Raw genomic sequence first — 21,854 nt, 5'->3', positions numbered from 1 at the left:
CCTCTTCCCTGTTGACGCTGAACCGTTTAAGTGGTCTGCCACGAGCCACGCCGGCGCGCGACCGACCACCCGGAGCGGAGATTTGTATCGTCGCGGAATCAGGGGGAGCTCACCGCTGCCGCCGGCGATGCCGCCCCGCGACGGCGGCGCAGCAGCTCGGCAGATCCCTGCGAACCGGACGCGCGCTCCGGGCGGCAGGGCTCGGCGATCCGTGAGGAACGACACTCGAACCACATAAGGAACCGACCATGAAGAAGACCGTCTTGCTCGCTTTGGGTTTGCTCTCCCTCGCCGCGTGCTCCTCCTCCGACCCGGCGGACCCCGCGCCCTCCGGCGGCACGGGCGGGTCCGGCAACACCGGCGGCGGCGGAAGCGGCGCCACCGGCGGGAGCGACGCCACCGGCGGCGGCGGAAGCGGCGCCACCGGCGGAAGCGACGCCACCGGCGGCGGGGACGGAACCGGCGGCGGGGACGGAACCGGCGGCGGCCAGGAGCTCGACTGCGCCCAGCAACCGGAAAAGTGCTACGTCCGCGCCGAAGGTAGTAAGCTCACGCTCGACGGGAAACCGTACAGGTATATGGGCACGAACTTCTGGTCGGCTCCCTACATCAGCCGCGAGCGCCTGCGCACCGAGCTCGACATCCTCGAGGCCCACGGCGCCCTGAACCTCAGGATCATGGCGCTCAGCGAGGGCGACATCCCCGCCGCGCAGCAGAACGATCAGCAGTACGGCCCACAACGGATCTTTCCGGCATCGTCCGACAAACCGTGCGCCGATGCGCAGCTCGAGGCGTTCGCCGACAACCTGGTGACGGTGCTCGACGAGATGCACGGCCGCGGGATGAAGGCGGTGATGACCCTGAACGACTTCTGGCACTGGTCCGGCGGTATGCCCCAGTACATGAAGTGGGCTCACGAGCAGCCGGCCCTCTCCTGCGGAGAGGACTTCAGCGCGTACCAGGTCGGCCTGACCCACCCCACGACGGGCGCTGCCCTGCTCGCGGCGGACCACCACGTGCCGTTCGCCGGCTCGATCCGGTTCCAGGAGGGCACAGGCCAGGACTGCCAGGCGGTGGCGATCGGCGAGTGGGCCATCCCTCACTCGGGCACGCTCGATCCGAACACGAACCCGTGGCCCGACCAGATGGATCTCTCGTCGCTGTTCTTCTGCAACAAGAAGGCCCAGGAGTTCTACTTCAGCCGGGCCAAGGTCCTGATCGAGAAGCTCAAGGACCATCCGGGGATCATGGCGTGGCAGCTCGGGAACGAGCCGCGATCGTTCAAGGGCTGGGGCCCGCTCTTCAAGCTCTGGGTCGAGAGGAACGCGAAGTTCATCAAGGACATCGACCCGAACCACCTCGTCTCCATCGGGTCGGAGGGCGACCTGTCCTATAACTGGGGCGACTACGCCAACAGCGATTACAGGGCGTTCCACGACGTGCCCGGCATCGATTACCTCACCTTCCACGTGTGGCCCGAGAACTGGGAGTGGTACGACCCGTCGCTGCCGATGGACAGCGCCGCCGACAAGGGGCTCCTGGCCGCCATCACCAAGAGCAACGGGTACATCGACGCGCAGCTCGCACACGCCAGGGCGCTGAACAAGCCGATCGTCGTGGAGGAGTTCGGGCTCGCCCGGGACGACAAGTCCGAGCCGGTCTCGTCGCCCGCCGCCAAGCGGAACGAGTACTACGCCACCATGTTCGACGCCGTCGTCGAGAACCCGGAGCTCGCCGGCGTCAACTTCTGGGCCTGGGCCGGGACCGGGAGGCCGTCGGACGACGGCAACGACTACTGGCTCCTCGGGAACGACTACATCGGCGATCCGCCCCATGAGCTCCAGGGGTGGTACTCGGTGTACGATGACGACACGGAAACCTTGAATCTTATCATGAGCTACGCCGACCAGCTCAACTCGACGCAGTAGCGCCGGCGGCCATAACAGAGCCCCTATCCCATTCATCTCACGCGGAGGTCACCTTGATTCGTCGCTCCACCTTTCTCATGGCGTTGTTCTCGCTCGCGTTCTCGGCCGGCTGCTCGAAGCCGGATGAAGGCGGCGCAAGCGCGAGCAAGTCCGAGGCAACAGCCGCCAAGGGTGCGGAAGCCAAGGGCCCGGAGAAGAAGAAAGACAAGATCACGATCGGCTTCTCCATGGATACCCTCAAGGAGGAGCGGTGGCAGCGCGACCGCGACCTGTTCAAGGCGAAGGCCGAGGCGCTCGGCGCCCAGGTGCTCGTGCAGTCCGCGAACAGCGACGACGCCCTCCAGAACTCGCAGGCGGAGAACCTGCTCACGCAGGGCGTCGACGTGCTCGTGGTCGTGCCCCACAACGCCAAGACGACCGCCACCATCGTCGAGTCGGCGCACAAGCAGAACGTGCCCGTCATCGCGTACGACCGGCTCATCCTCGACTCCGACCTGGACCTCTACGTGTCCTTCGACAACGTCAAGGTGGGTGAGCTCCAGGCCGATGCCCTCGTGAAGAAGTTCCCGAAGGGGAACTACATCCTCATCGGCGGCTCCCCGACCGACAACAACGCGAAGCTCTTCCGCGAAGGGCAGATGAACATCCTGAAGCCGCTCATCGACAAGGGCGACATCAAGACGGTGGCGGACCAGTGGGCCAAGGACTGGCAGCCGGTCGAGGGGCTCAAGATCACCGAGAACGCCCTCACGAAGAACAACAACAGCGTCACCGCGGTCGTCGCGTCGAACGACGGGCTCGCGGGCGCGGCGGTCCAGGCCCTCGGCGAGCAGAAGCTCGCCGGCAAGGTCGGCGTCTCGGGCCAGGACGCCGAGCTCGCCGCCTGCCAGCGGATCGCGGCCGGCACCCAGAGCATGACCGTCTACAAGCCGCTCAAGCTGCTCGCCGAGAAGGCCGCCGAGCTCGCCGTCAAGCTGGCGAAGAAGGAGCCCGTCGGCGAGAAGACGCAGACGGTCAACAACGGCAAGAAGGACGTCCCGAGCGTGCTCATCACGCCGATCGCCGTGGACAAGGACAACCTCGCCTCGACGGTGATCGCGGACGGCTTCCACAAGGTCGAGGACGTCTACAAGGACCTCCCCAAGGACCAGTGGCCGGCCAAGTAGGCCCCTAGCTGGACATCCCAGGCCCGGCGAGCGCCCCGGCCGCCGCGAGGCGGCCAGCCGCCGGGTCGGGTCCGCCCCTGCCCCATCTGCGCCCGTCTCGACGGCCGCGATCCTCAATGAAGCTCTTCGCCCGGAGAGCCACCGGCACGCCACATCCCCTCTCGACCACGGCCCCCGGGCCGCGCATCGTCCGAGGCAACCCCGCTCCGCACGGCTGAACGCCGCGCGTCGCCGGGGGCGTTTCGGTCACGGCGATCCTCCGTGATCCAGGGGCTCCTCGAATCCGGAGCTTCCTGCGTGGACCGGAGCTGTGCGCTGGTCATGATGCTGCGCCCTCGCAGCGCCGCGCGAGGCAAGGAGACGCGATGTCCTCCATCAAGCGACGACGGCCACGGAAGCACGGTCCGGCCGAGACGGGGCTCACGGCGCTCCAGCGAGGTGGCGTGGTGAATGCGGCCGTGGGTGTGTGTCCGGCCGTCCCGGGCTCGGCCCCGACCCTCTCCGGCGCCGCGATCCCCAGGTACACGCGCCGGTTGCTCATCCCGCAGGTCATGCCCCTGGCCACGGGGCTCGGCGCGGGCAGCGCGGGTCGCGATGCCTACGAGATCGCCGTCCGGCAGATCGAGCAGCACATCCTGCCACCCGAGCTGGGTTTGCCCCCGACGACCGTCTGGAGCTACGGCTCCGTCCATCACCCGGAGACGTTCGCCTATCCGGCGTTCACCATCGAGGCGACGTACCGCAGGCCGGTGCGCGTGAAGTGGATCAACGATCTCAGGGACCCATCGACCGGCCGCTTCCTCCCTCATTTGCTCCCCGTCGACCCCACCCTGCACTGGGCCAACCCGCCCGGCGGGGCGCAGGGCCGCGACAGCCGGCCCGCGTTCCCTGGCGATTGCCCGCCAGGACCGTACCGGGGCCCGGTGCCGATCGTCACGCACCTCCACGGGATGGCCAGGATGGGGCAGGAGAGCGACGGTTATCCCGAGGCCTGGTATCTCCCCGCGGCGACCGACATCCCCGAGGGGTACGCGGCGACCGGCACCTTCTACGACTACTACCGGCGCACGTCGCCGCTCGGCGACCTGTGGGAGCCGGGCGCGGCGGTGTTCCAGTACCCGAACGAACAGCGGGCCGCGACGCTCTGGTACCACGACCACGCGCTCGGCATCACCCGGCTCAATGTCTACGCGGGGCCGGCCGGCTTCTACCTGCTCCGCGGCGGGCCGGACGATCTGCCGCGGGGCGTCCTGCCCGGACCAGCCCCGCGACCGGGAGACCGCCCAGGAGCGAGGGTGTACGAGATCCCGCTCTTGATCCAGGACCGCTCCTTCAACGACGACGGGTCGCTCTTCTATCCAGCGTCGCGCGGGCTCGCCCGCGAGCTCGCGGACGTGTACATCCCGAAGGGCGATATCCCGCCGATCTGGGTCCCGGAGTTCTTCGGCGACGTCATCGTCGTCAACGGCCGGCCGTGGCCCTATCTCGAGGTCGAGCAGCGGCGGTACCGCTTCCGCATCCTGAACGGCAGCGCCTCGCGGTTCTTGATCCTGAAGATGGATAACGGCCTCCCGTTCTGGCAGATCGGCTCGGACGGCGGATTCCTCCCCTCCCCTGTGGAGCGCGGAACCCTCCTGCTCGCTCCGGCCGAGCGCGCGGACGTGATCGTGGATTTCAGCGGCGTCCGCGCCGGCGCCGAGCTCGTCCTCCTCAACCTCGGTCCGGACGCGCCGTTCACCGGCGGCCCGCAGACCGCCGCCGATCCGGCGACGACAGGGCAGGTGATGCAGTTCCGCGTCGTGCCGGCGACGGGCGCGGACTCGAGCACGCCACCGCACCGGCTCGATCTGCCGCGGCTCGCCCCCCTCGGAGATGCGGCGCTCGTGCGCCAGGTGTCCCTGAACGACCTGAGCTCCGCGCTCCGGCCCGACGCCGGCCTGAGCGTGGCCGCGCTGGGCACGCTGGAGCCTCCTCCGGGCTCCCGCGCGGCGAGGCCGCTCTTCTGGCACGATCCCATCACCGAGAACCCGGCCCTGGGATCGACCGAGGTGTGGGAGATCTACAACTTCACCGTCGACGCGCACCCCATCCACGTCCACGAGGTCCACTTCGCGATCGTCGATCGCCAGCCGTTCGACGGCGCCCCGCGCCCGCCGGAGGCCGGGGAGGAGGGCCGCAAGGACACCGTCGTCGCGCTGCCGTTCGAGATCACGCGCATCAAGATGGTGTTCGAGAGCCCTGGCCGGTTCGTGTGGCACTGCCACATCCTCGAGCATGAAGACAACGAGATGATGCGGCCTTACCAGATCGGCTCGACGCCGGACGACATCCCGGGGCGGTAGCCGCGCCGCGCGCCCCGCCGATCCACGCTCCCTCTCAAGAACAAGCGAGGACGCGAGCCGCGCGTACGGCTCGTCGCCCGGGACGGGCCCGGATCCATGCCGATACGCGTGCCTCGCGGGAGGGCTGGTGATTCCGGAGCATCTGTCATGATCATGCGTGACGACAAATCCGGGGCTTCCTGGATTGCTCGAATCCCTTCGCCCGTCATGATGCCCCGCGCTCACGGCGCGGGCTGTGATCCAGGGAGATGGGGTGTCCTCTATGAAACGACGAGAGCTCCTGAAACATGGTTTGGCCGCGACAGGCGGGCTCCTGGTGTTCCGGCGCGGCGTTCTGGCCAGGGCGTCCCTCGACGCGTGCACGGTCCTCCCGCCCGAGGAACCGACCCTCCCCGGCACCGTCATCGCCCAGTACCAGTACCGCCGCCCGCTGCTCGTGCCGCCCGTCATGCCCAAGGCGAACAGGCGCCACGACGCCGGCGCCCGATTCGACTACTACGAGATCGCCGTCCGGCAGTTCGATCAGCAGGTCCTGCCACCCGAGCTGGGCTTGCCCCTGACGAAGGTGTGGGGATATGGAGCGGTGGGCCACCCAGAAACGTTCAGCTATCCCGCGTTCACCATCGAGGCGACATGGCGAAGGCCGGTGCGCGTGAAGTGGATCAACGATCTCAAGGACCCCGCGACCGGCCGCTTCCTCCCTCACCTGCTCCCGGTCGACCCCACCCTCCACTGGGCCAACCCGCCTGGCGGCGAGGAAGGCCGCGACAGCCGGCCCACGTTCACGGGTGACTGCCCGCCGGGGCCCTACGAGGGCCCGGTGCCGATCGTCACGCACCTCCATGGGATGGCCGGGGTGGCGCAGGAGAGCGACGGCTACCCGGAAGCCTGGTTCCTCCCCGCGGCGAACAATATCCCCGAGGGATATGCGGAGACCGGCACCTTCTACGACTATTACCAGGGCACGTCGCCGCTCGGGGATCTGTGGGAGCGTGGCGCGGCCGTGTTCGAGTACCCGAACGACCAGCGGGCAGCGACGCTCTGGTACCACGACCACACGCTCGGCATCACCCGGCTCAACGTCTACGCGGGGCCGGCCGGCTTCTACCTGCTCCGCGGCGGCCCAGGCGATCTCCCGCCCGGCGTGCTCCCCGGCTCGGCTCCGCGGCCGGGCCACCACCATGGATGCGGGCCGTACGAGATCCCGATCGTGATCCAGGACCGCTCCTTCAACGACGACGGGTCGCTCTTCTACCCGAAGACACGCGGGCTCCCTCCCGAGCTCGCGAACCTGTACGTCCCGAATGGCCCCTTCCCGCCGATCTGGGTCCCGGAGTTCTTCGGCGATGTCATCGTCGTCAACGGCCGGCCGTGGCCTTACCTCGAGGTCGAGCAGCGGCGTTACCGCTTCCGCATCCTGAACGGCAGCGACTCGCGGTTCTTGATCCTGAAGATGGATGACGGTCGCTCGTTCTGGCAGATAGGCTCGGACAGCGGGTTCCTCCCCCGCCCGGTGGAGCGAGCTACCCTGTTGCTCGCCCCGGCCGAGCGCGCGGACGTGATCGTGGATTTCAGCGATGTCCGCGCGGGCACCGAGATCATCCTTCTCAACCTCGGTCCGGACGTGCCCTTCAACGGCGGCGTGCAGCCCCCGGCCGACCCGGCGACGACAGGACAGGTGATGCAGTTCCGCGTCGTGCGGGCGACGAGCAGGGACACGAGCACGCCCCCTTCTCGGCTCAGGCTGCCGCGGTTCGAGCCGCTCGGAGACGAGGACGCGGTGCGGCGGGTGTCCCTCAACGAGCTGAGCCTCGCGAGCGCCCCCGAGGCCGGCCCGCTCGCGGTCGTGCTGGGCACGTTCTCGCCGCCGGGCTCCAACACGCCGAAGGCGCTCTTCTGGGACGATCCCATCACGGAGAACCCGGCCCCTGGATCGACCGAGATCTGGGAGATCTACAACTTCACCATGGATGCGCACCCGATCCACATCCATGAGGTCCTGTTCCAGGTCGTCGAACGCCAGCCGTTCGCCACCCCGCCGCTCCCGCAGCCCCCGCCGCGTCCGCCCGAGGCGGGCGAGGAGGGCTTCAAGGACACCGTCGTCGCGCTGCCGCTCGAGATCACGCGCATCAAAGCGAAGTTCGAGAAGCCTGGCCGGTTCGTGTGGCACTGCCACATCCTCGAGCACGAGGACAACGAGATGATGCGGCCTTACCAGATCGGCCACCCGCCGCCCGGGATCCCGACCCGCTGATCCCGCCCCGCCTCACGCTGCGCGACGTCGCGCGGCCCAGCGCACGCCTCGCGCGGCGGCGCAGGTCCTGCGGAGCGTCCGGCCCGGTCCCGGTGCCGCGCCCGCGCTCATCAGCCCGCCGAAGGCCCCGCGAGATTCAGGATCCGACCGCTCCTCGAGGTGCTGCTCGAGCAGGCTCGTCAGCCATGCGGTCTGCTTCTTGCTGCGCGCATGGTCACGCGAGCACGTCGCGACATCCGAGGAGACCATGAGCGCCCCGTCGGTCCTGCCTGAATCCGATCCCGCACGCCCGGTCCGTCAGCTCATCGATGCAGCGTTTCCTGATGCGCGCGTCGAGGAGATCACCCCCCTCGGACCCGACAGCCGCTCGGGCCACGACCAGACCGAGAAGGCCGCCGGCTACGGCGTACCCCGCCGGATCACGGCGGTGAGGCCCGATGGCTCAAGGCAGAAGCTGGTCCTGCACACGTCGACCGCGGACGCGTTCGGCCACGACAGGCGGGCGGATCGCGCGGCGGAGGCGCTGCTCGCCTTCGACACCTTCGGGTCGATCCCGGCGCACGTCGAGGTCGTGGACGTCGGCTCGCTGACGCGCGACGGTCGCTTCCTGTCCCTGCGGGATGCGGGCGAGTTCTATCTCCTGACCACGTACGCGGAGGGAGACGTCTACGCCGCGGATCTGCGCCGGATCGCGAAGGAGCGGCGCGCGGGCCCCGAGGATTTCGCGCGCTGCGAGGCGCTCGCCAGGTACCTCATCGCCCTCCACGGCGCGAAGGGCGCGCCGCCGGGCAGCTACCGCCGCGCGGTGCGCGATCTCGTGGGCCACGGTGAAGGCATCTTCGGCATCATCGACGGCTATCCGGACGACGTGCCCGGCGCGCCGCCCGAGCGGCTCCAGGCGATCGAGCGGCGCTGCGTGGCGTGGCGATGGAAGCTCCGCGGCCGGGATCATCGGCTGGCCCGCACGCACGGCGATTTCCACCCGTTCAACATCGTGTTCGACGAGGCGTCGCGGCTCACGCTGCTCGACACGAGCCGCGGGTCCCAGGGCGATCCCGCCGACGACGTCACCTGCCTCGCCATCAATTACGTCTTCTTCGCGCTGGACGCGCCTGGTGCGTGGGAGGGCGGCTTCCGCGCGCTGTGGCGGCGGCTCTGGGAGGTCTACCTCGGCTGGAGCGGCTCCGCGGGGCTGCTCGACGTGGCCGCGCCGTTCCTCGCGTGGCGCGCGCTCGTGCTGGCCAACCCCGGGTGGTACCCCGCGGTCACGGCGCGGGCGAGGGACGCGCTGCTCTCCTTCGTGGAGCGCGCCCTCGACGCCCCGCGCTTCGATCCGGACGACGCCGAGAAGCTCTTCACGTGAGCGGCGGGGTCGTCTGGATCACGGGGCTCCCGTCGTCGGGCAAATCCACGCTGGCCGCGCGGGCGCACCGGGCGCTTGTCGGCGAGGGGAGGGCGAGCTGTCTCCTCGACGGGGACGAGGTGCGCGACGCCCTGGTCCCGCGGCCCGGCTACGACCCGCGCGCTCGCGACGATTTCTACGAGACGCTCGCGCGCCTCGCGGCGCTGCTCGCGCGCCAGGGGCCGATCGTGATCGTGGCGGCGACGGCGCACCGCCGCGCCTACCGGGAGCGCGCCCGCGCGCTGGCGCCCGGGTTCATCGAGGTCTACGTGGACGTCGCGCCGGCGACCTGCAGGGAGCGCGACCCGAAGGGGCTCTACCACGCGGCCGGCGCCGGGGAGATCGGCGCGCTCCCGGGCGCGGGCGCCGACTACGAGGCGCCGCTCGCGCCGGAGCTCGTCGCGCGCGGCGGCGAGGACGAGGCGGCGCTCGCGGCGCTCCTCGAGCGCGCGAGATCCTGGTCCGCGTCGGCGGGGGCAGGGCCGTGATAGACACGGTCCTCGTGCCCGCGCAGGAGACGCTCTTCGACGAGATCAAGCGGTACGTCCGCTTCAGCGAGCAGGACGAGCGCTGGCTCGCCGCGCTCCGCGCGCACGCGGAGCCGCACTTCCCCCGCATCGCCGACGAGTTCTACGATCGCATCCGCGAGCACGAGGGCGCGCACGACGTCTTCACCGGCGAGGAGCAGGTGGAGCGGCTCAAGCGATCGCTCGTCCGCTGGATGACGCGCATCTGCACGGGGCCCTACGACGCCGCGTACTTCGACGAGAGCGCGAAGATCGGGCGGATCCACGTCCGGGTGGGCCTCCCCCAGCGGTACATGTTCACGGCGATGACGCTCATCCGGCTCGCGTTCCACGAGATCGCCGACGGCGCGATCGGCGCGGAGGCGATCCCGGTCAAGGCGGCGGTGAGCAAGGTGCTCGATCTCGAGCTCGCCATCATGCTCGAGACGTACCGCGACGACTTCCTCGCGCGCGCGCAGCGCGCCGAGCGCCTGGATCGCGAGGAGGTCGGCCGCACGCTCGCGCGCACGGAGCACCGGTACAAGAGCGCCGTCGAGCTGGCCCGCGTCCTCGTCGTGGGCCTCGACGCGCAGGCGATCGTGCGGCTCTTCAACCGGGAAGCCGAGCGGATCACGGGGCTCGCGCGCGAGGACGTGCTCGGGGTGCCGTTCGTCGAGGCGCTCCTCCCCGAGGAGATCCGCGCGGATCACGGCGCGCTCGTGGCGGACGTCGCCGCGGGCCGCCGCCCCAGCGTCGATCTGCTGGAGAGCATCGTGCGCACGCGCGCCGGCAAGATCCGCGATCTGCGCTGGCAGCTCGCGTACGCCCCTTCCGCGGCCGACGACGAGGTGGTGCTGTTCGCGATCGGGCAGGACACGACCGACGAGAACGCGCTCGCCGCGCGCGTGCGCCAGAGCGAGAAGCTCGCCGCGGTGGGGACCCTCGCGGCCGGCCTCGCGCACGAGATCAGGAACCCGCTGAACGGCGCGCAGCTCCACGTGACCTTCCTCGAGCGGGGGCTCGCGCGCGCCGGCCTGAAGGACCCGGACACGCTGGAGGCGATCCAGGTCGTCCGCGACGAGATCCGCCGCCTCTCGGCGCTCGTCAGCGAGTTCCTGGACTTCGCCCGGCCGAAGCCGCTGCACCTCCGGCCGACGCCCGTCGTCCCGCTCTGCGAGCGCGCGGCGCGCGTCGCGGCGTCGTCGGACGGCGCCGGCGCGCAGGCCGCGGTGAAGGTCGATCTGCCCTCGACCGACATCGTGCTCGACCTCGATCCCGCGAAGATCGAGCAGGTCCTGCTGAACCTGCTCCGCAACGCGATCGAGGCGGTGGACGCGGCCGGAGGCGGCACGGTCACCCTCCGCGCGCGGCGGCAGCCGCGCCACGCCGTCGTCGAGGTGGAGGACGACGGCCCCGGGATCGCGAGCCCGGACGCGCCGATCTTCGATCCGTTCTTCTCGACGAAGCCGAACGGCACCGGGCTCGGGCTGGCGATCGCGCACCGCATCGTCACCGATCACGAGGGGACCATCGAGTTCCAGAGCCGCCCGGGGAAGACGCTGTTCCGCGTGACGCTCCCGCTGCGCCGCTCCGGCTGACCTCCGCCGCTCTCCCCGGGGCGCGCGCGCCCGCAGCTCCAGGGCTGGCACGCAACTTGGTAGAGATCCCGGCGTGGAACCGCGCAGCACCGAACAGCCGCTGATCCTGCTCGTGGACGACGACGTGCAGACCGCTCGCCTCCTCGAGCGCCTGCTCGAGGAGGACGGCTTCCGCGTGGAGCTGGCCACCAACGGCGCGCTCGCCATCGCGCGGCTGGCCCGCCGTCCGATCCCGGACATCCTGGTGACCGATTTCCGGATGCCCCACGCCGATGGGATCGCGGTCGCGCGCTACGCGAGATCGCTCCGGCCGGGTCTCCCGCTGTTCTTCTTCACCGGGTACCCCGACCTCGTGGCGCGCCTCGGGCGAGGGCTGGAGCCCGCGGCGGTTGTACACACGAAGCCGATCGACTACATCGCCCTGAGCGACGAGCTCCGCGCCACCGTGGACGCGGCGCTCTCCGACGCCTCGCGCGCCACGCGGCCGAGCTCCCCCTTCCCTCCCCCGGCCTGAGCAGGGGGGCGCGCTAGGCCCGGCGAACGGCTTGCGCCCGCGCGCAACGGCTGCGGCGCCCGTCGCCTGCCCCGGCGCGGCGCCTCCCGCCGGCGTCCTCGAGCCGCGCGCGGCCGCGCCGCCACCGAACGAGTGCCGCAGCGCCTCGCGGACACGGTATGTTCGGAAGGAACGATATGAACGCTGAGAAGAGGCAGAGCTCGAGGGTGCTCGTCGTGGACGACGAGGCGAGCGCGCGCTCGGGGCTGGAGAAGCTCCTGCGCCAGGAGGGTTATACCGTCGACGCGGCGGCGGACGGCGTCGAGGCGGTCGAGGTCGCGGCGGAGCGGCCGCCGGACGTCGTCGTCACGGATCTGAAGATGCCGAGGATGGATGGGGTGGCGCTGCTCGGGAAGCTGCGCGAGCAGGATCCGGCGCTGCCGGTGATCGTCGTCACCGCGTTCGGGGACGTGAGCTCGGCGGTGCTGGCGATGCGGGCGGGGGCCGAGGATTACCTGACGAAGCCGGTCGACTTCGACGCGCTCCTCCTCACGCTGGAGCGCGCCCTCGAGCGGAGCGCGCTCCGGGTCGAGGCGGAGAACCTCCGCCGGCAGCTGCGAGAGCGCCAGGGCGAGGGCGTGGAGGGGCTCATCGGGACGAGCCCGGCGATGCAGAAGGTCTACCGGATGGCCCGGCAGGTGGCCGGCGCGCGGGCGACGGTGCTCATCACCGGCGAGAGCGGCACGGGCAAGGGCGAGCTCGCGCGCGCGATCCACGCGAAGGGCTCGCGCGCCAAAGGGCCCTTCGTGACCCTTCACTGCGCGGCGCTCGCGGAGTCCCTGCTCGAGAGCGAGCTGTTCGGCCACGAGCGCGGCGCGTTCACCGGCGCCGACAAGCGGCGCATCGGGCGGTTCGAGCAGGCGCACGGCGGGACGCTCTTCCTCGACGAGGTCGGCGAGATCGCCCCCTCGACGCAGGTGAAGCTGCTCCGCGTCCTCCAGGAGAGGACGTTCGAGCGCGTCGGCGGGAACGACGCCGTGACCATCGACGTGCGGCTCATCGCGGCGACGAACCGCGATCTCGCGGCGGCGGTGCAGGAGGGCCACTTCCGGGAGGACCTCTACTACCGGCTCAACGTCGTCCACATCGACATGCCGCCGCTGCGCGTCCGCGACACCGACGTGCTGCTCCTGGCGAATCACTTCCTGCGCCGGTTCGCGGCGGAGAACCACCGCAAGATCGAGGGGTTCACCGACGAGGCCCGGGCGAAGCTCATCGCGCACCGGTGGCCGGGGAACGTGCGGGAGCTCGAGAACGCGATCGAGCGGGCGGTCGTCCTGTGCGACGACACGCGCATCGACGCGGAGCACCTCCCCATCGACGCGGCGCCGGTCGCCAAGGGGGCCCTGCGGATCCCGGGCGCCACCATGGCGGAGATCGAGCGCTATGCCATCCTGTCGACGCTCGAGGCGACGAACGGCTCGACGACGCGCGCGGCCGAGCTCCTGGACATCAGCATACGCACCATCCAGTACCGCCTGCACGAATATGGCCTGACGGCGAAGTCCAAGCGCCCGCCGGCGGCCGAGTAGAGCGGCCTCCGCCCACCTCTGCACCATGCAGAGCAGAGCGGACGGTCACCCTCTGCACCATGCAGAGCAGAGCGGACGGTCACCCTCTGCACCATGCAGAGCGGACGGTCACCCTCTGCACCATGCAGAGCAGAGCAGAGCGGACGGTCACCCTCTGCACCATGCAGAGCAGAGCGGACGGTCACCCGCACAGGAGACGGGCCCAGATCGGCGTTTTCGGCGCGCAAGCGCACTCCGGTGCGCTGAGCACCGAAAACGCCGAGGTGGGCCCGTATCCGAAGCGGCTAGACCACGTCGTGCATCCAGCCGTGGCGATCGGGCGCGAGGCCGTGCTGGATGTCGAGCAGCGCCTCGCGGAAGCGCGCCGCCACGGGGCCCGTCTCGTTGTTGTGGATGGAGAAGGTCCCCTCGCGGGACTTCACGGCGCCGATGGGCGTGATGACCGCGGCCGTTCCGCACGCGAACGCCTCGGTCATGCGGCCCTCGCGCACCGCCGCGCGCCACTCGTCGAAGGTGACCCTGCGCTCCTCCGCGGCATAGCCGAAATCCCGGGCGAGCTGGAGGATGCTGTCGCGGGTGATGCCCGGCAGGAGCGTGCCTGTCAGCTCGGGGGTCACGATCACGGGGCGCCCCCGCTCCTCGTAGACGAAGAAGATGTTCATTCCCCCCATCTCCTCGACGACCCTGCGCTGGACGGCATCGAGCCAGACCACCTGCGCGCAGCCCTCGGCCGCGGCGTTCATCTGCGCGAGCAGGCTCGCGGCGTAGTTGCCCGCAAACTTGGCCGCGCCCGTGCCGCCCGGCGCCGCCCGGACGAAATCCTCCGAGATCCAGACCGTCACCGGCTTCACGCCCTGAGGGAAATACGCGCCCGCAGGCGACGCGATCACCAGGAAATCGTAGTCGCGCGACGCCCTCACCCCGAGCGCCGCCTCGGTGGCGAACATCAACGGTCGGACATACAGGCTCTCGCCCACGGGCGAGGGGACCCATGCGCGATCCTGGCGGATCAGGGCGTCGACCGCGCCGACGAACAGATCAACCGGCATCTCCGGCATCGCCAATCGGCGGGCAGAGCTATTGAAGCGCCGCGCGTTCGCCTCCGGCCGGAACGTCTTGATGCGCCCGTCCGGCTGCCGATAGGCCTTGAAGCCCTCGAAGATCGCCTGACCGTAATGCAGCACCATCGCCGCAGGATCGAGCGTGATCGGCGCGTACGGCCGGATCTGCCCCCGGAGCCAGCCCCTGTCCGCCGCGTACGGGATCACGACCATGTGCTCCGTGAACACGCGCCCGAAGCCAGGGTTCTGCATGCGCTGCGCGCGCTCCGCGTCCCCGAGGGGATGCGGCGTGGCTAGGATCTCGAGATCGACCTTCGTGGCAGGCGCGCTTTCGGTGCTCATCGTGCTCGACTTCCGCGGCGGACAGCGGTCGACCCGGCTCGAGTGGGCCGACGCGCGTCATCGTCGCGCGGCATTTTTCGAAAGAATCCTGGCAGGATGCAAGCACTTTCTCGCGAGAAAGCACCGCGGCGACGCGTACGAGCGGGCGCGCGAGCGAGCGTGCGAGCGGCGCGTCACGACCGCAAAAAGGGATTTCTGTCGCGCTCCTCGCCGATCGTCGTGGAAGGGCCGTGTCCGGTAACGACCCGGGTCGACGGATCGAGCGTGAGCAGCTTGCCCCGGATGGATGAGACGATCGCCCGCGAGTCGCCGCCCCACAGATCGGTCCGGCCGATGCTGCGCCGGAACAGGGTGTCCCCCGTGAACGCGACGGCGCCCGCCTCCGCGAGCACCAGGAACGAGACGCTGCCCGGCGTGTGCCCCGGCGTGTGGAGCACGTGCAGATCGAGCCCGCCCGCCTTCACGACCGCGCCGTCGTTCAGGTCGCCGTCGACCTCGCACCGCTCCGGCAGCGCAATGCCGAGCATCGCCGCCTGTACGGGGAGCATGTCGTAGAGGAAGCGGTCGGCCTCGTGGATGCGGGCCGCGGCGCCGGACCAGCGCTGGAGTGGCGCCGTGGCGCCCACGTGATCGATATGCGTGTGCGTGTGCACGATGGCCGCGACCTTCGCACCGGCCTGCTCGACGCGCGCGCGGATCTTGTCGAAATCGCCCCCGGGGTCGATGACCACGGCGCCCTTGCTCACGGGGTCGACGAGGATCGAGCAGTTGCACCCCAGCGGACCTACGGAGAACGTCTCGAGCAGCACAGGGCGAGCTTGTAGCACGCGGAGCCCCGACCTCCACGCGCGACATCGTCGGCGAGGCGGCGCCGCGAGCGCCGGTCGACTACCGCCGACCACCGCCCGGAGCGCGCGGCGCTGCGGCGCTGAAAGACGCGCGGAGACCTCGGCTCCTCGCGTGCTCGATCCCGGGCGCGCTGGCCGCCCGCGACCGCTACTTCGGGGCGCTCACGATGGTGCCGTTCATGCCGAGTCCGTTGGTCCAGTAGACGCGGGTCGCGTCGAGGGCGATGCCGTACGGCGACGGCTCGCCGGCCGCCACGGCCCCGATGATGCCGTTCGGCAGCATCCTCATGACGTTCGGCGACGTGGGGTCCGCCCAGTAAACGCCCGTCGCGTCGGCGGCGATGCCCCTCGGGTTCCCCTGCCCGCGCGCGATCACCGTGGGCTCTCCGCCGGTCTTGGCCACGCGCACCACGTTGCCGGTCCTGCTGGTCGTCCAGTAGACGTGCGTCGCATCGACGGCGATCTCGCGCACCTGGCCTTGATCGGCCGCCAGCGTGGTGAACGGGCCTTCGCCCGTGGAGTCCTTGGGCGCGGACATCACCATGCCGCGCTCGTCGCGCACGGTCCAGTAGACGTGCGTCTCGTCGACCGCGAGGGCGTGGGTCGTCCCGCCCCTGTCCGAGATGACGGTGAACGGCCCGTTGCCGTCCGAGTCCTTCCGCGCGCGGACCACGGAGCCGCCGCGCTCGCGGTTCGTCCAGTAAACGAACACCTCGTCGATCGCCACGCCGAACGGCGCGGCCTGCCCTGCGGCGATCGCCACCGGCGCCTCCTGGCCGCCGACCCGCGCCCTCATCACCTGGCCGTCGTTCTCGCCGGACACGCCCTGGTTGGCCCAGAAGACGTGGGTGGCGTCGGCCTTGATATCGGCCGGCTGGACCTGCGCGGTGGCGATGTTGATCGCGACGGCTTCGCCCTGCGTCCACTGCCTGACCACGCCCTGCTCCCCGTTGGTCCAGAACACGATGCCGTTGGCGACAGCGAGGTACAGCGGATCCCGCTGGCCCGAGATGTGGATCGAGGTGCGGACGCACGTGCCGTCGCGGCAGGTGCCATCGCACTCGACGGGGCAGGTGCCGCAATGGAGGGCGTCGTTGGTCACGTTGACCTCACAGCTGTTCTCGGCATCCGCGTCGCAATCGACGTAAACGTCCCCGCAGACCGGCGGCTCGTCGATGATGGGCCCCACGCCCCCGCTACCGCCGCTCCCCGCCGTCGCTCCTCCCACGCCCGGCTCGCCCCCGGTGCCCTGGCCGCCCACGCCCGCCGCGCCCCCATCGCCCGGCGCGCCGCCCTCGCCTCCTCCCGCGGAAGCCGTGCTCCCCGGACCGGACCCGCCGGCAACGAAGAGGTTCGACGCATCAGGCGTGGAGCAAGCTGCTACGGCGAGTCCGGAAACGAGCCCGAGGAGAACGGTGCGACGCATTGTGCTGTGCATGGAAACCTCCACCCATACAGGCTACACGAGCCTATCGAAAAAACGCATCTGTGAACTTGATGTGTTTTCAAACCTAATTCGTCCGCGCACGACCGGGCACGCCTCGTGCGGATCCGGAGGAGGAGGAGGACGCCGATGCCGCGGGCGAGGGCGCTCGCGGCAGGACAGCGGGCTCGGCGCGGGCGCGCTGGTTCGGCCGCCCGGCGCGGGCGCGCGCGGCCGGAGCTCCGGCAATGTCGCTGGATCTACCGACAAGTGGTCGCGCTCCGCCGGCGACGGGCGAGCGCCGCCCAGCGCGCAACGGGCTCTCGCCACGTCGGGGCCGGGCGCGACTCCGCACCTCGCGCGGCCGGCGCTCCCCGCCGCGCGGCCGTGAGGCACACGCGATGAGGGGTCTCCGCACGCCCCGGCCGGAGACACGATGAGGCCGCGCCATCAGCGCAGGAGACGGCGTGGCCCGGCGACTCACGATCACGGCGGAGCGGTGGAATCTCGAGAGAGCGCGTGCGGCCGCGGCGGTGGGTGCGATCTCCCGAAGGCCGCTCGGGAGGCCTGGCTCACGCGCGCTTCGTGAGCTCCAGCCTCAGCGCGCGCCGCCCGCCCGCTCCCTCGCGAGCGCCTCGCCCCCGCGCCCAACCGGGAAGATGGCGCTGGGCGTGCAGGGGCGCTACCCTCCGGACGCCGCGTGTGTGAGCGCATGATGTCATCCAGGGTGAATCCGCTGTTCCGCCGCGTGGCGCGCGGTCACGGGGGAGCGCGCGGCGCGGCTGTGCGTGCCCTGCGCTGCGGCCTCCTCGACGACGCCGCGCGCGAGGCTCGGCCTGGAGGCGCGAACGCATGAGCGAGTCCGTGTTCATCGCGGGAGGCCAGGCGAGCTCCGCGGCGCGTGAGCGCGCGATGACGTTCGTCGGGCGCACGCTCGTCCACCGCTATCGCCTCGAGGAGCTCGTCGCGATGGGCGGCATCGCCGCCGTCTTCAGGGCAAAGAAGCTCGCGACCGGCGAGGACGTGGCCGTCAAGGTGCTCCACCCGGACGCCGAGGAGCTGCCGGAGCTCATCGAGCGCTTCGAGCGCGAGGCGCTCGCCGGTCGCCACATCTTCCACCCGAACGTCGCGGCGGTCTACGAGATCAACCAGCTCGACGACGGCGCGTGGTTCATGGTGATGGAGTTCATCCGCGGCATCACGCTGCGGAAGCTCATCGACCAGGGCCCCGTCCCGCCGCTCCGCGCGGCGAACATCGCGCGCCAGATCGCGAGCGCGCTCAACGCGGCGCACGACTTCGGGATCGTGCACAGGGACGTGAAGCCGCTCAACGTCATGGTCCTCGACGGGCCGGAGGAGCGCGTCCTGCTCATCGACTTTGGCCTCGCCAAGGTGCCGATCGAGCAGTTCTCCATCACCGACGACGGCTCGCGCCGCTCGCTGACGAACGCCGGCGTGCTGCTCGGCACGGTGGCGTACATGGCGCCCGAGGCGGCGCTCGGCATGCGCTCCGTCGACCGGCGGGCCGACCTCTACGCGCTCGGGGTCATCCTCTACGAGATGCTCGCGGGCAAGCACCCCTTCACGGCGGTCGAGCCGTCGGCGCTGTTCGCGCAGCACCGGTCGGCCGTGCCGCCGCCGATCGCCGAGCGCTCCCCCGGCGTCGTCGTCCCGCCCGCGCTGGAGGCGGTCGTGATGCGCCTGCTCGCCAAGGACCCGGACGACCGCTTCCCCCACGCGCGCGCCGTGCTCGTGGCGCTCGACGCCGCCGTCCAGAAGATGAGCGCGCCCGAAAGCGGCATCGCCCTCGCCGCCCCGTCCAGCCTCCGGGCCGCGGCCAGCTTCATCGAGCGGCGGACGTCGCGGGCCGTGATCGCCGGCGCTGGCATCGTGTTCTTCGCGATCGGGAGCGTGATCGCCTGGCTGATCGCGTCGCGCTGAGCGCGCGCGGCGTCATCGCGCGCGCCCGGCGTCGTCGCGCGCTCGGCGGCGCCCGGCCGGCTCGCAGGTCCCCACGGGGAGCCCTGCGAGCGCGGTGTGATCCGCGCACCGCTCGCCGCCCGGGCACGGCGCGGCGCGCTCACCGCGCGGATCGCAGAGCGCTCTGCAGGTGTTCGAGGGGTCGCAGATGCTGCCGGGCGCGCACGCAAACGACGCGTCGCACGGCTGCCCGTCCGAGCCCGCGCCCGCGTTCCAGCACGACGTCGAGCCGTTGCCCCAGAACACGCAGGCGGCGCCGTTGTCGCAGTCCTGCGCGAAGAGATCGCAGCCGTCGCCGTCGATGCAGGCCCCCCTCGTGAACGAGCCGCCATCGACGAAACACGCGCTCCCCGGCGCGCAGTCCGAGGCGGCGCTGCAGGTCGCGGCGCAGACCAGAGCCGGGTTGCACGACTGCGCGGGCGCGCACTCCGACGCGGCGAGGCACGTCTCGCCGGGGCCGGCGCCCGTCCTGGGCTCCCGCGCGAGGCTCGTCTTGCGCGGCAACGCGAGCGCCTCGCGATCGAGGAGGACGCCCGACTTGTAGACGCGCGACACGCGCTCGAGCGCGCGGACGTCGGCGAGCGGATCGCCGTCGACCACGAGCACGTCCGCGAGCGCCCCTCGCTCGAGGCGCCCGAGATCGGGCCGCCCGAGCACGTCCGCGGCGCGGCGCGTGGCGGCGGCGAGCGCCTCGAGGGGCGGCATCCCGGCCTCGACGAGGAGCGCGACCTCGCGGCGCAGGCTCAGCCCGTGAAAGACGCCCGGGTTGCCGGCGTCGGTGCCGGCGGCGATCGTGACCCCGGCCTGGTAGCAGGTGACGAAGTTCGCGATCGCCTGGTCGCGCCGCCGCTCCGCGAGCTCCAGGAAATGCGCCGTCCTGAGCTCCGCGAGCAAGGAGGGATCGCGCAGGGCCGCGATCACGCCGACCGGCACGTCGTCGACGAGGGCGGGGTCGTCGAGCTCGGTCAGCGCTCCGTGGGCCGTGCGGTAGAGGCCATCCGCCACCGCGAGCGTGGGGACGACGGCGGCCCCGGCGGCGGCCATCCTCCGCGCGAGCTCTGGTGAGATTCGGTCCTCGTCCGGGATGTGCGCGAAGAGCGTCACGCCGCCGTCGAGCGCGGCCTCGATGTCCGAGGCCGCCGTCGCGTGGGCGATCACCCGGACGCCCGCGGCCGCGGCGGCCTCCTGGATCGCCGCCACCGACGGGCGCGTCAGGCGCGGGAGCGGCAGCGATCCGCCCCCCTCGAGCACGATCTTGATGAAATCAGGCGCCCTCGGGAGGAGCGCCTCGAAGGCCCCATCGACGTCGGCGGGCGAGTCGATGAAGACGCAGGTGTCGCCGGGCGGGCTGCCTTGATAGCAGGGGTGCCCTCCGGTCGGCGTGAGCAGCGGCCCGGCGGCGAAGAGCTGCGGCGCGAGGAGGTCGCCGGCGTCGATGCGCGATCGCTGCTCGAAGATGACGCGCTGGGATGAGCCGAGGTCGAGGTACGAGGTCACGCCCGCCCGGAGCATCGCCTTCGTGTGGTCCTCGAGGTGGAGGTCGCCGTCATCATAAGCATAGGGTCCGGCGACGCTCAGCGAGTGGACGTGGAGATCGATGAGCCCGGGGAGGACCGTCTTGCCAGCGACGTCCACCACCTCGCCGCTCCCGGCCTCGACGCGGGGCTCGGCGTCGCCGAAGACGACCTGCTTCACCCTGTCGCCCTCGATCACCACCGTTGCCCTGGCCGCGCGCGTGCCGTCGAACACCATGCCTCCCTTCAGCACGGTGCAGCCCGCACACCCCACCTCGGTCGCGCTGGGCGTCGAGGGGCTCTCCGCGACGCCGCAGCCTACGAGCCACGTTGACGCGGCGACGAACCACAAAGCGAGGCGACCCATCGCCAAGCCGAGCGAAGTACGACGCATGACACTCCATTATCGATGGGCGCCTCTGGCACCCGAGAAGAGGCGGACCGGGTACCGGAGGCAGCGACGAAAAGCAATCGAATGAGGCGGCGTGCACAGAGCCGTGCACGCGCGCCCGCAGCGTGCCGCGTTATCCAGGATTGTTCGCGCCGAGGAGAGCGGCGCGAGCGAGGCGCTCCGTCCCCGACGCCCCCTCGGCTCTCCGGCCGAGCGGGAGACCGCGCCGGATCGCAGTCGAGCTTGACAAATAGGCCTATCTCGGAGGCGCCGCTGTTCGAGCCCACGGAGGGAGCGCAGGAAGGAGCTCCCGATGTTGTTCCGGCCTTCTCTGCTGCTCCGGCGGCGATCCTGGCCACCCGGGAGAGCCGCCGGTGTGGGCGAGCGAGAGAAAGGAGCTCGCGGACAACCCCTTTGGCGACGGCATCTCTCGCACTGTCCACAGTTCGGGGCGCCCTGGAATGATAGGGAGTCCAACCGAACTTCCGTCGTCCGGCGACGAGCCACCGTATTGACGAAGACCCTTTGCGTGCCTCACCTACTCGTGGGAGGCTCTGCGATGAGTGATTCGAAAATCGAAAACAATTCTCCGAAAGATCTGGAAGTGACCGTGAAGGAGCTGCGCAACGCCATCAACGATTTGTCGGCCAGGCTGGACGACATGGCAACAGCGACTCCGGCCAGCTACCACTGCGGCTGCGGCGGCTGCGGCCACTGCGGCGGCTGCGGCTGCGGCGGGTGCAGGTGCGGCGGGTGCAGGTGCGGCGGGTGCAGGTGCCGCTGTAGCTAGCCCTGAGGCCGTCGAGGCCGAGCGATAGAGCTCTGGAGGGAGACGAGGAGCGCGAGAGTTCGAGAAAGGCAACTTCCCGTCTTCCCCGGCTCACCACGACCGCGCGACGTCGCGCGGTCGTGGTGAGCTTGCGAGCTTCTTCTCTCCTTTGCTTGTCGGAGCGCCGCTCCCCGAGCACCAGAACTCAACCTCTTTACCGAAAGTGCAGGACGGCGCTCATCGAG

14 protein-coding genes are annotated in these 21,854 nt (G+C 70.8%); 10 read left to right on the top strand and 4 right to left on the bottom strand.

Translation table 11 applies throughout. The annotated features are described in order from the left end of the window. The first annotated feature begins 578 nt into the window (after positions 1-578). The 9 genes from ACSRUE_RS18285 to ACSRUE_RS18245 all read left to right on the top strand — a co-directional run bounded on the left by ACSRUE_RS18285 (position 579) and on the right by ACSRUE_RS18245 (position 13,281). Complete coding sequence (locus tag ACSRUE_RS18285) at positions 579-1,928, top strand: glycoside hydrolase 5 family protein (protein WP_441292106.1); 1,350 nt, start codon at positions 579-581, stop codon at positions 1,926-1,928. 77 nt (positions 1,929-2,005) lie between these two features. Then, positions 2,006-3,094, top strand: coding sequence for a D-xylose ABC transporter substrate-binding protein (xylF, locus tag ACSRUE_RS18280; RefSeq protein WP_441293103.1), 1,089 nt, complete (start codon positions 2,006-2,008; stop codon positions 3,092-3,094). 365 nt (positions 3,095-3,459) lie between these two features. Continuing rightward, positions 3,460-5,436, top strand: a complete 1,977-nt coding sequence (locus ACSRUE_RS18275; RefSeq protein WP_441292105.1) for a multicopper oxidase family protein — start codon at positions 3,460-3,462, stop codon at positions 5,434-5,436. 262 nt (positions 5,437-5,698) lie between these two features. Beyond that, positions 5,699-7,690, top strand: a complete 1,992-nt coding sequence (locus ACSRUE_RS18270; RefSeq protein ID WP_441292104.1) for a multicopper oxidase family protein — start codon at positions 5,699-5,701, stop codon at positions 7,688-7,690. 247 nt (positions 7,691-7,937) lie between these two features. Further along, complete coding sequence (locus tag ACSRUE_RS18265; protein ID WP_441292103.1) at positions 7,938-9,053, top strand: phosphotransferase family protein; 1,116 nt, start codon at positions 7,938-7,940, stop codon at positions 9,051-9,053. Then, a complete protein-coding gene (locus ACSRUE_RS18260; RefSeq protein ID WP_441292102.1) occupies positions 9,050-9,580 on the top strand; it encodes an adenylyl-sulfate kinase in 531 nt (176 codons plus the stop codon). Before ACSRUE_RS18265 ends, ACSRUE_RS18260 begins: the two co-directional genes overlap by 4 nt. Beyond that, positions 9,577-11,196, top strand: a complete 1,620-nt coding sequence (locus ACSRUE_RS18255; RefSeq protein WP_441292101.1) for a protoglobin domain-containing protein — start codon at positions 9,577-9,579, stop codon at positions 11,194-11,196. The genes ACSRUE_RS18260 and ACSRUE_RS18255 overlap by 4 nt, the downstream gene beginning before the upstream one ends. Positions 11,197-11,269: 73 nt before the next feature. Continuing rightward, positions 11,270-11,710 carry a response regulator gene (locus ACSRUE_RS18250; protein ID WP_441292100.1) on the top strand — a complete coding sequence of 147 codons (441 nt, stop codon included), beginning with the start codon at positions 11,270-11,272 and terminating at the stop codon, positions 11,708-11,710. Between the two features lie 176 nt (positions 11,711-11,886). After that, a complete protein-coding gene (locus ACSRUE_RS18245; protein WP_441292099.1) occupies positions 11,887-13,281 on the top strand; it encodes a sigma-54-dependent transcriptional regulator in 1,395 nt (464 codons plus the stop codon). Positions 13,282-13,565: 284 nt separating this feature from the next. On the opposite strand, the gene ACSRUE_RS18240 is transcribed toward ACSRUE_RS18245, so the two are convergent. From ACSRUE_RS18240 to ACSRUE_RS18230, 3 genes are all read right to left on the bottom strand, one after another. Next, complete coding sequence (locus ACSRUE_RS18240; RefSeq protein ID WP_441292098.1) at positions 13,566-14,684, bottom strand: branched-chain amino acid aminotransferase; 1,119 nt, start codon at positions 14,682-14,684, stop codon at positions 13,566-13,568. A 173-nt stretch (positions 14,685-14,857) separates the two neighbouring features. After that, positions 14,858-15,511 (bottom strand): MBL fold metallo-hydrolase, encoded by a 654-nt coding sequence (locus tag ACSRUE_RS18235; protein ID WP_441292097.1) that lies wholly within the window; start codon positions 15,509-15,511, stop codon positions 14,858-14,860. Positions 15,512-15,680: 169 nt separating this feature from the next. Continuing rightward, entirely contained in the window at positions 15,681-16,970 is a 1,290-nt protein-coding gene (locus ACSRUE_RS18230; RefSeq protein ID WP_441292096.1) for a hypothetical protein, read from the bottom strand. A gap of 837 nt (positions 16,971-17,807) precedes the next feature. On the opposite strand from ACSRUE_RS18230, the gene ACSRUE_RS18225 reads away from it, so the two are divergent. Then, positions 17,808-18,896: a serine/threonine-protein kinase gene (locus ACSRUE_RS18225; RefSeq protein ID WP_441292095.1), complete on the top strand. Its 1,089-nt coding sequence runs from the start codon at positions 17,808-17,810 to the stop codon at positions 18,894-18,896. 12 nt (positions 18,897-18,908) lie between these two features. On the opposite strand, the gene ACSRUE_RS18220 is transcribed toward ACSRUE_RS18225, so the two are convergent. Beyond that, complete coding sequence (locus ACSRUE_RS18220; protein WP_441292094.1) at positions 18,909-20,843, bottom strand: amidohydrolase family protein; 1,935 nt, start codon at positions 20,841-20,843, stop codon at positions 18,909-18,911. Between the last annotated feature and the right edge of the window lie 1,011 nt (positions 20,844-21,854).

The sequence above is a fragment of the Sorangium sp. KYC3313 genome, from assembly GCF_052075895.1.
Lineage (GTDB): Bacteria > Myxococcota_A > Polyangia > Polyangiales > Polyangiaceae > Sorangium > Sorangium cellulosum_B.
The sequence above is the reverse complement of the archived record's forward strand: the minus strand, read 5'-3'. Positions and strand labels throughout refer to the sequence as shown.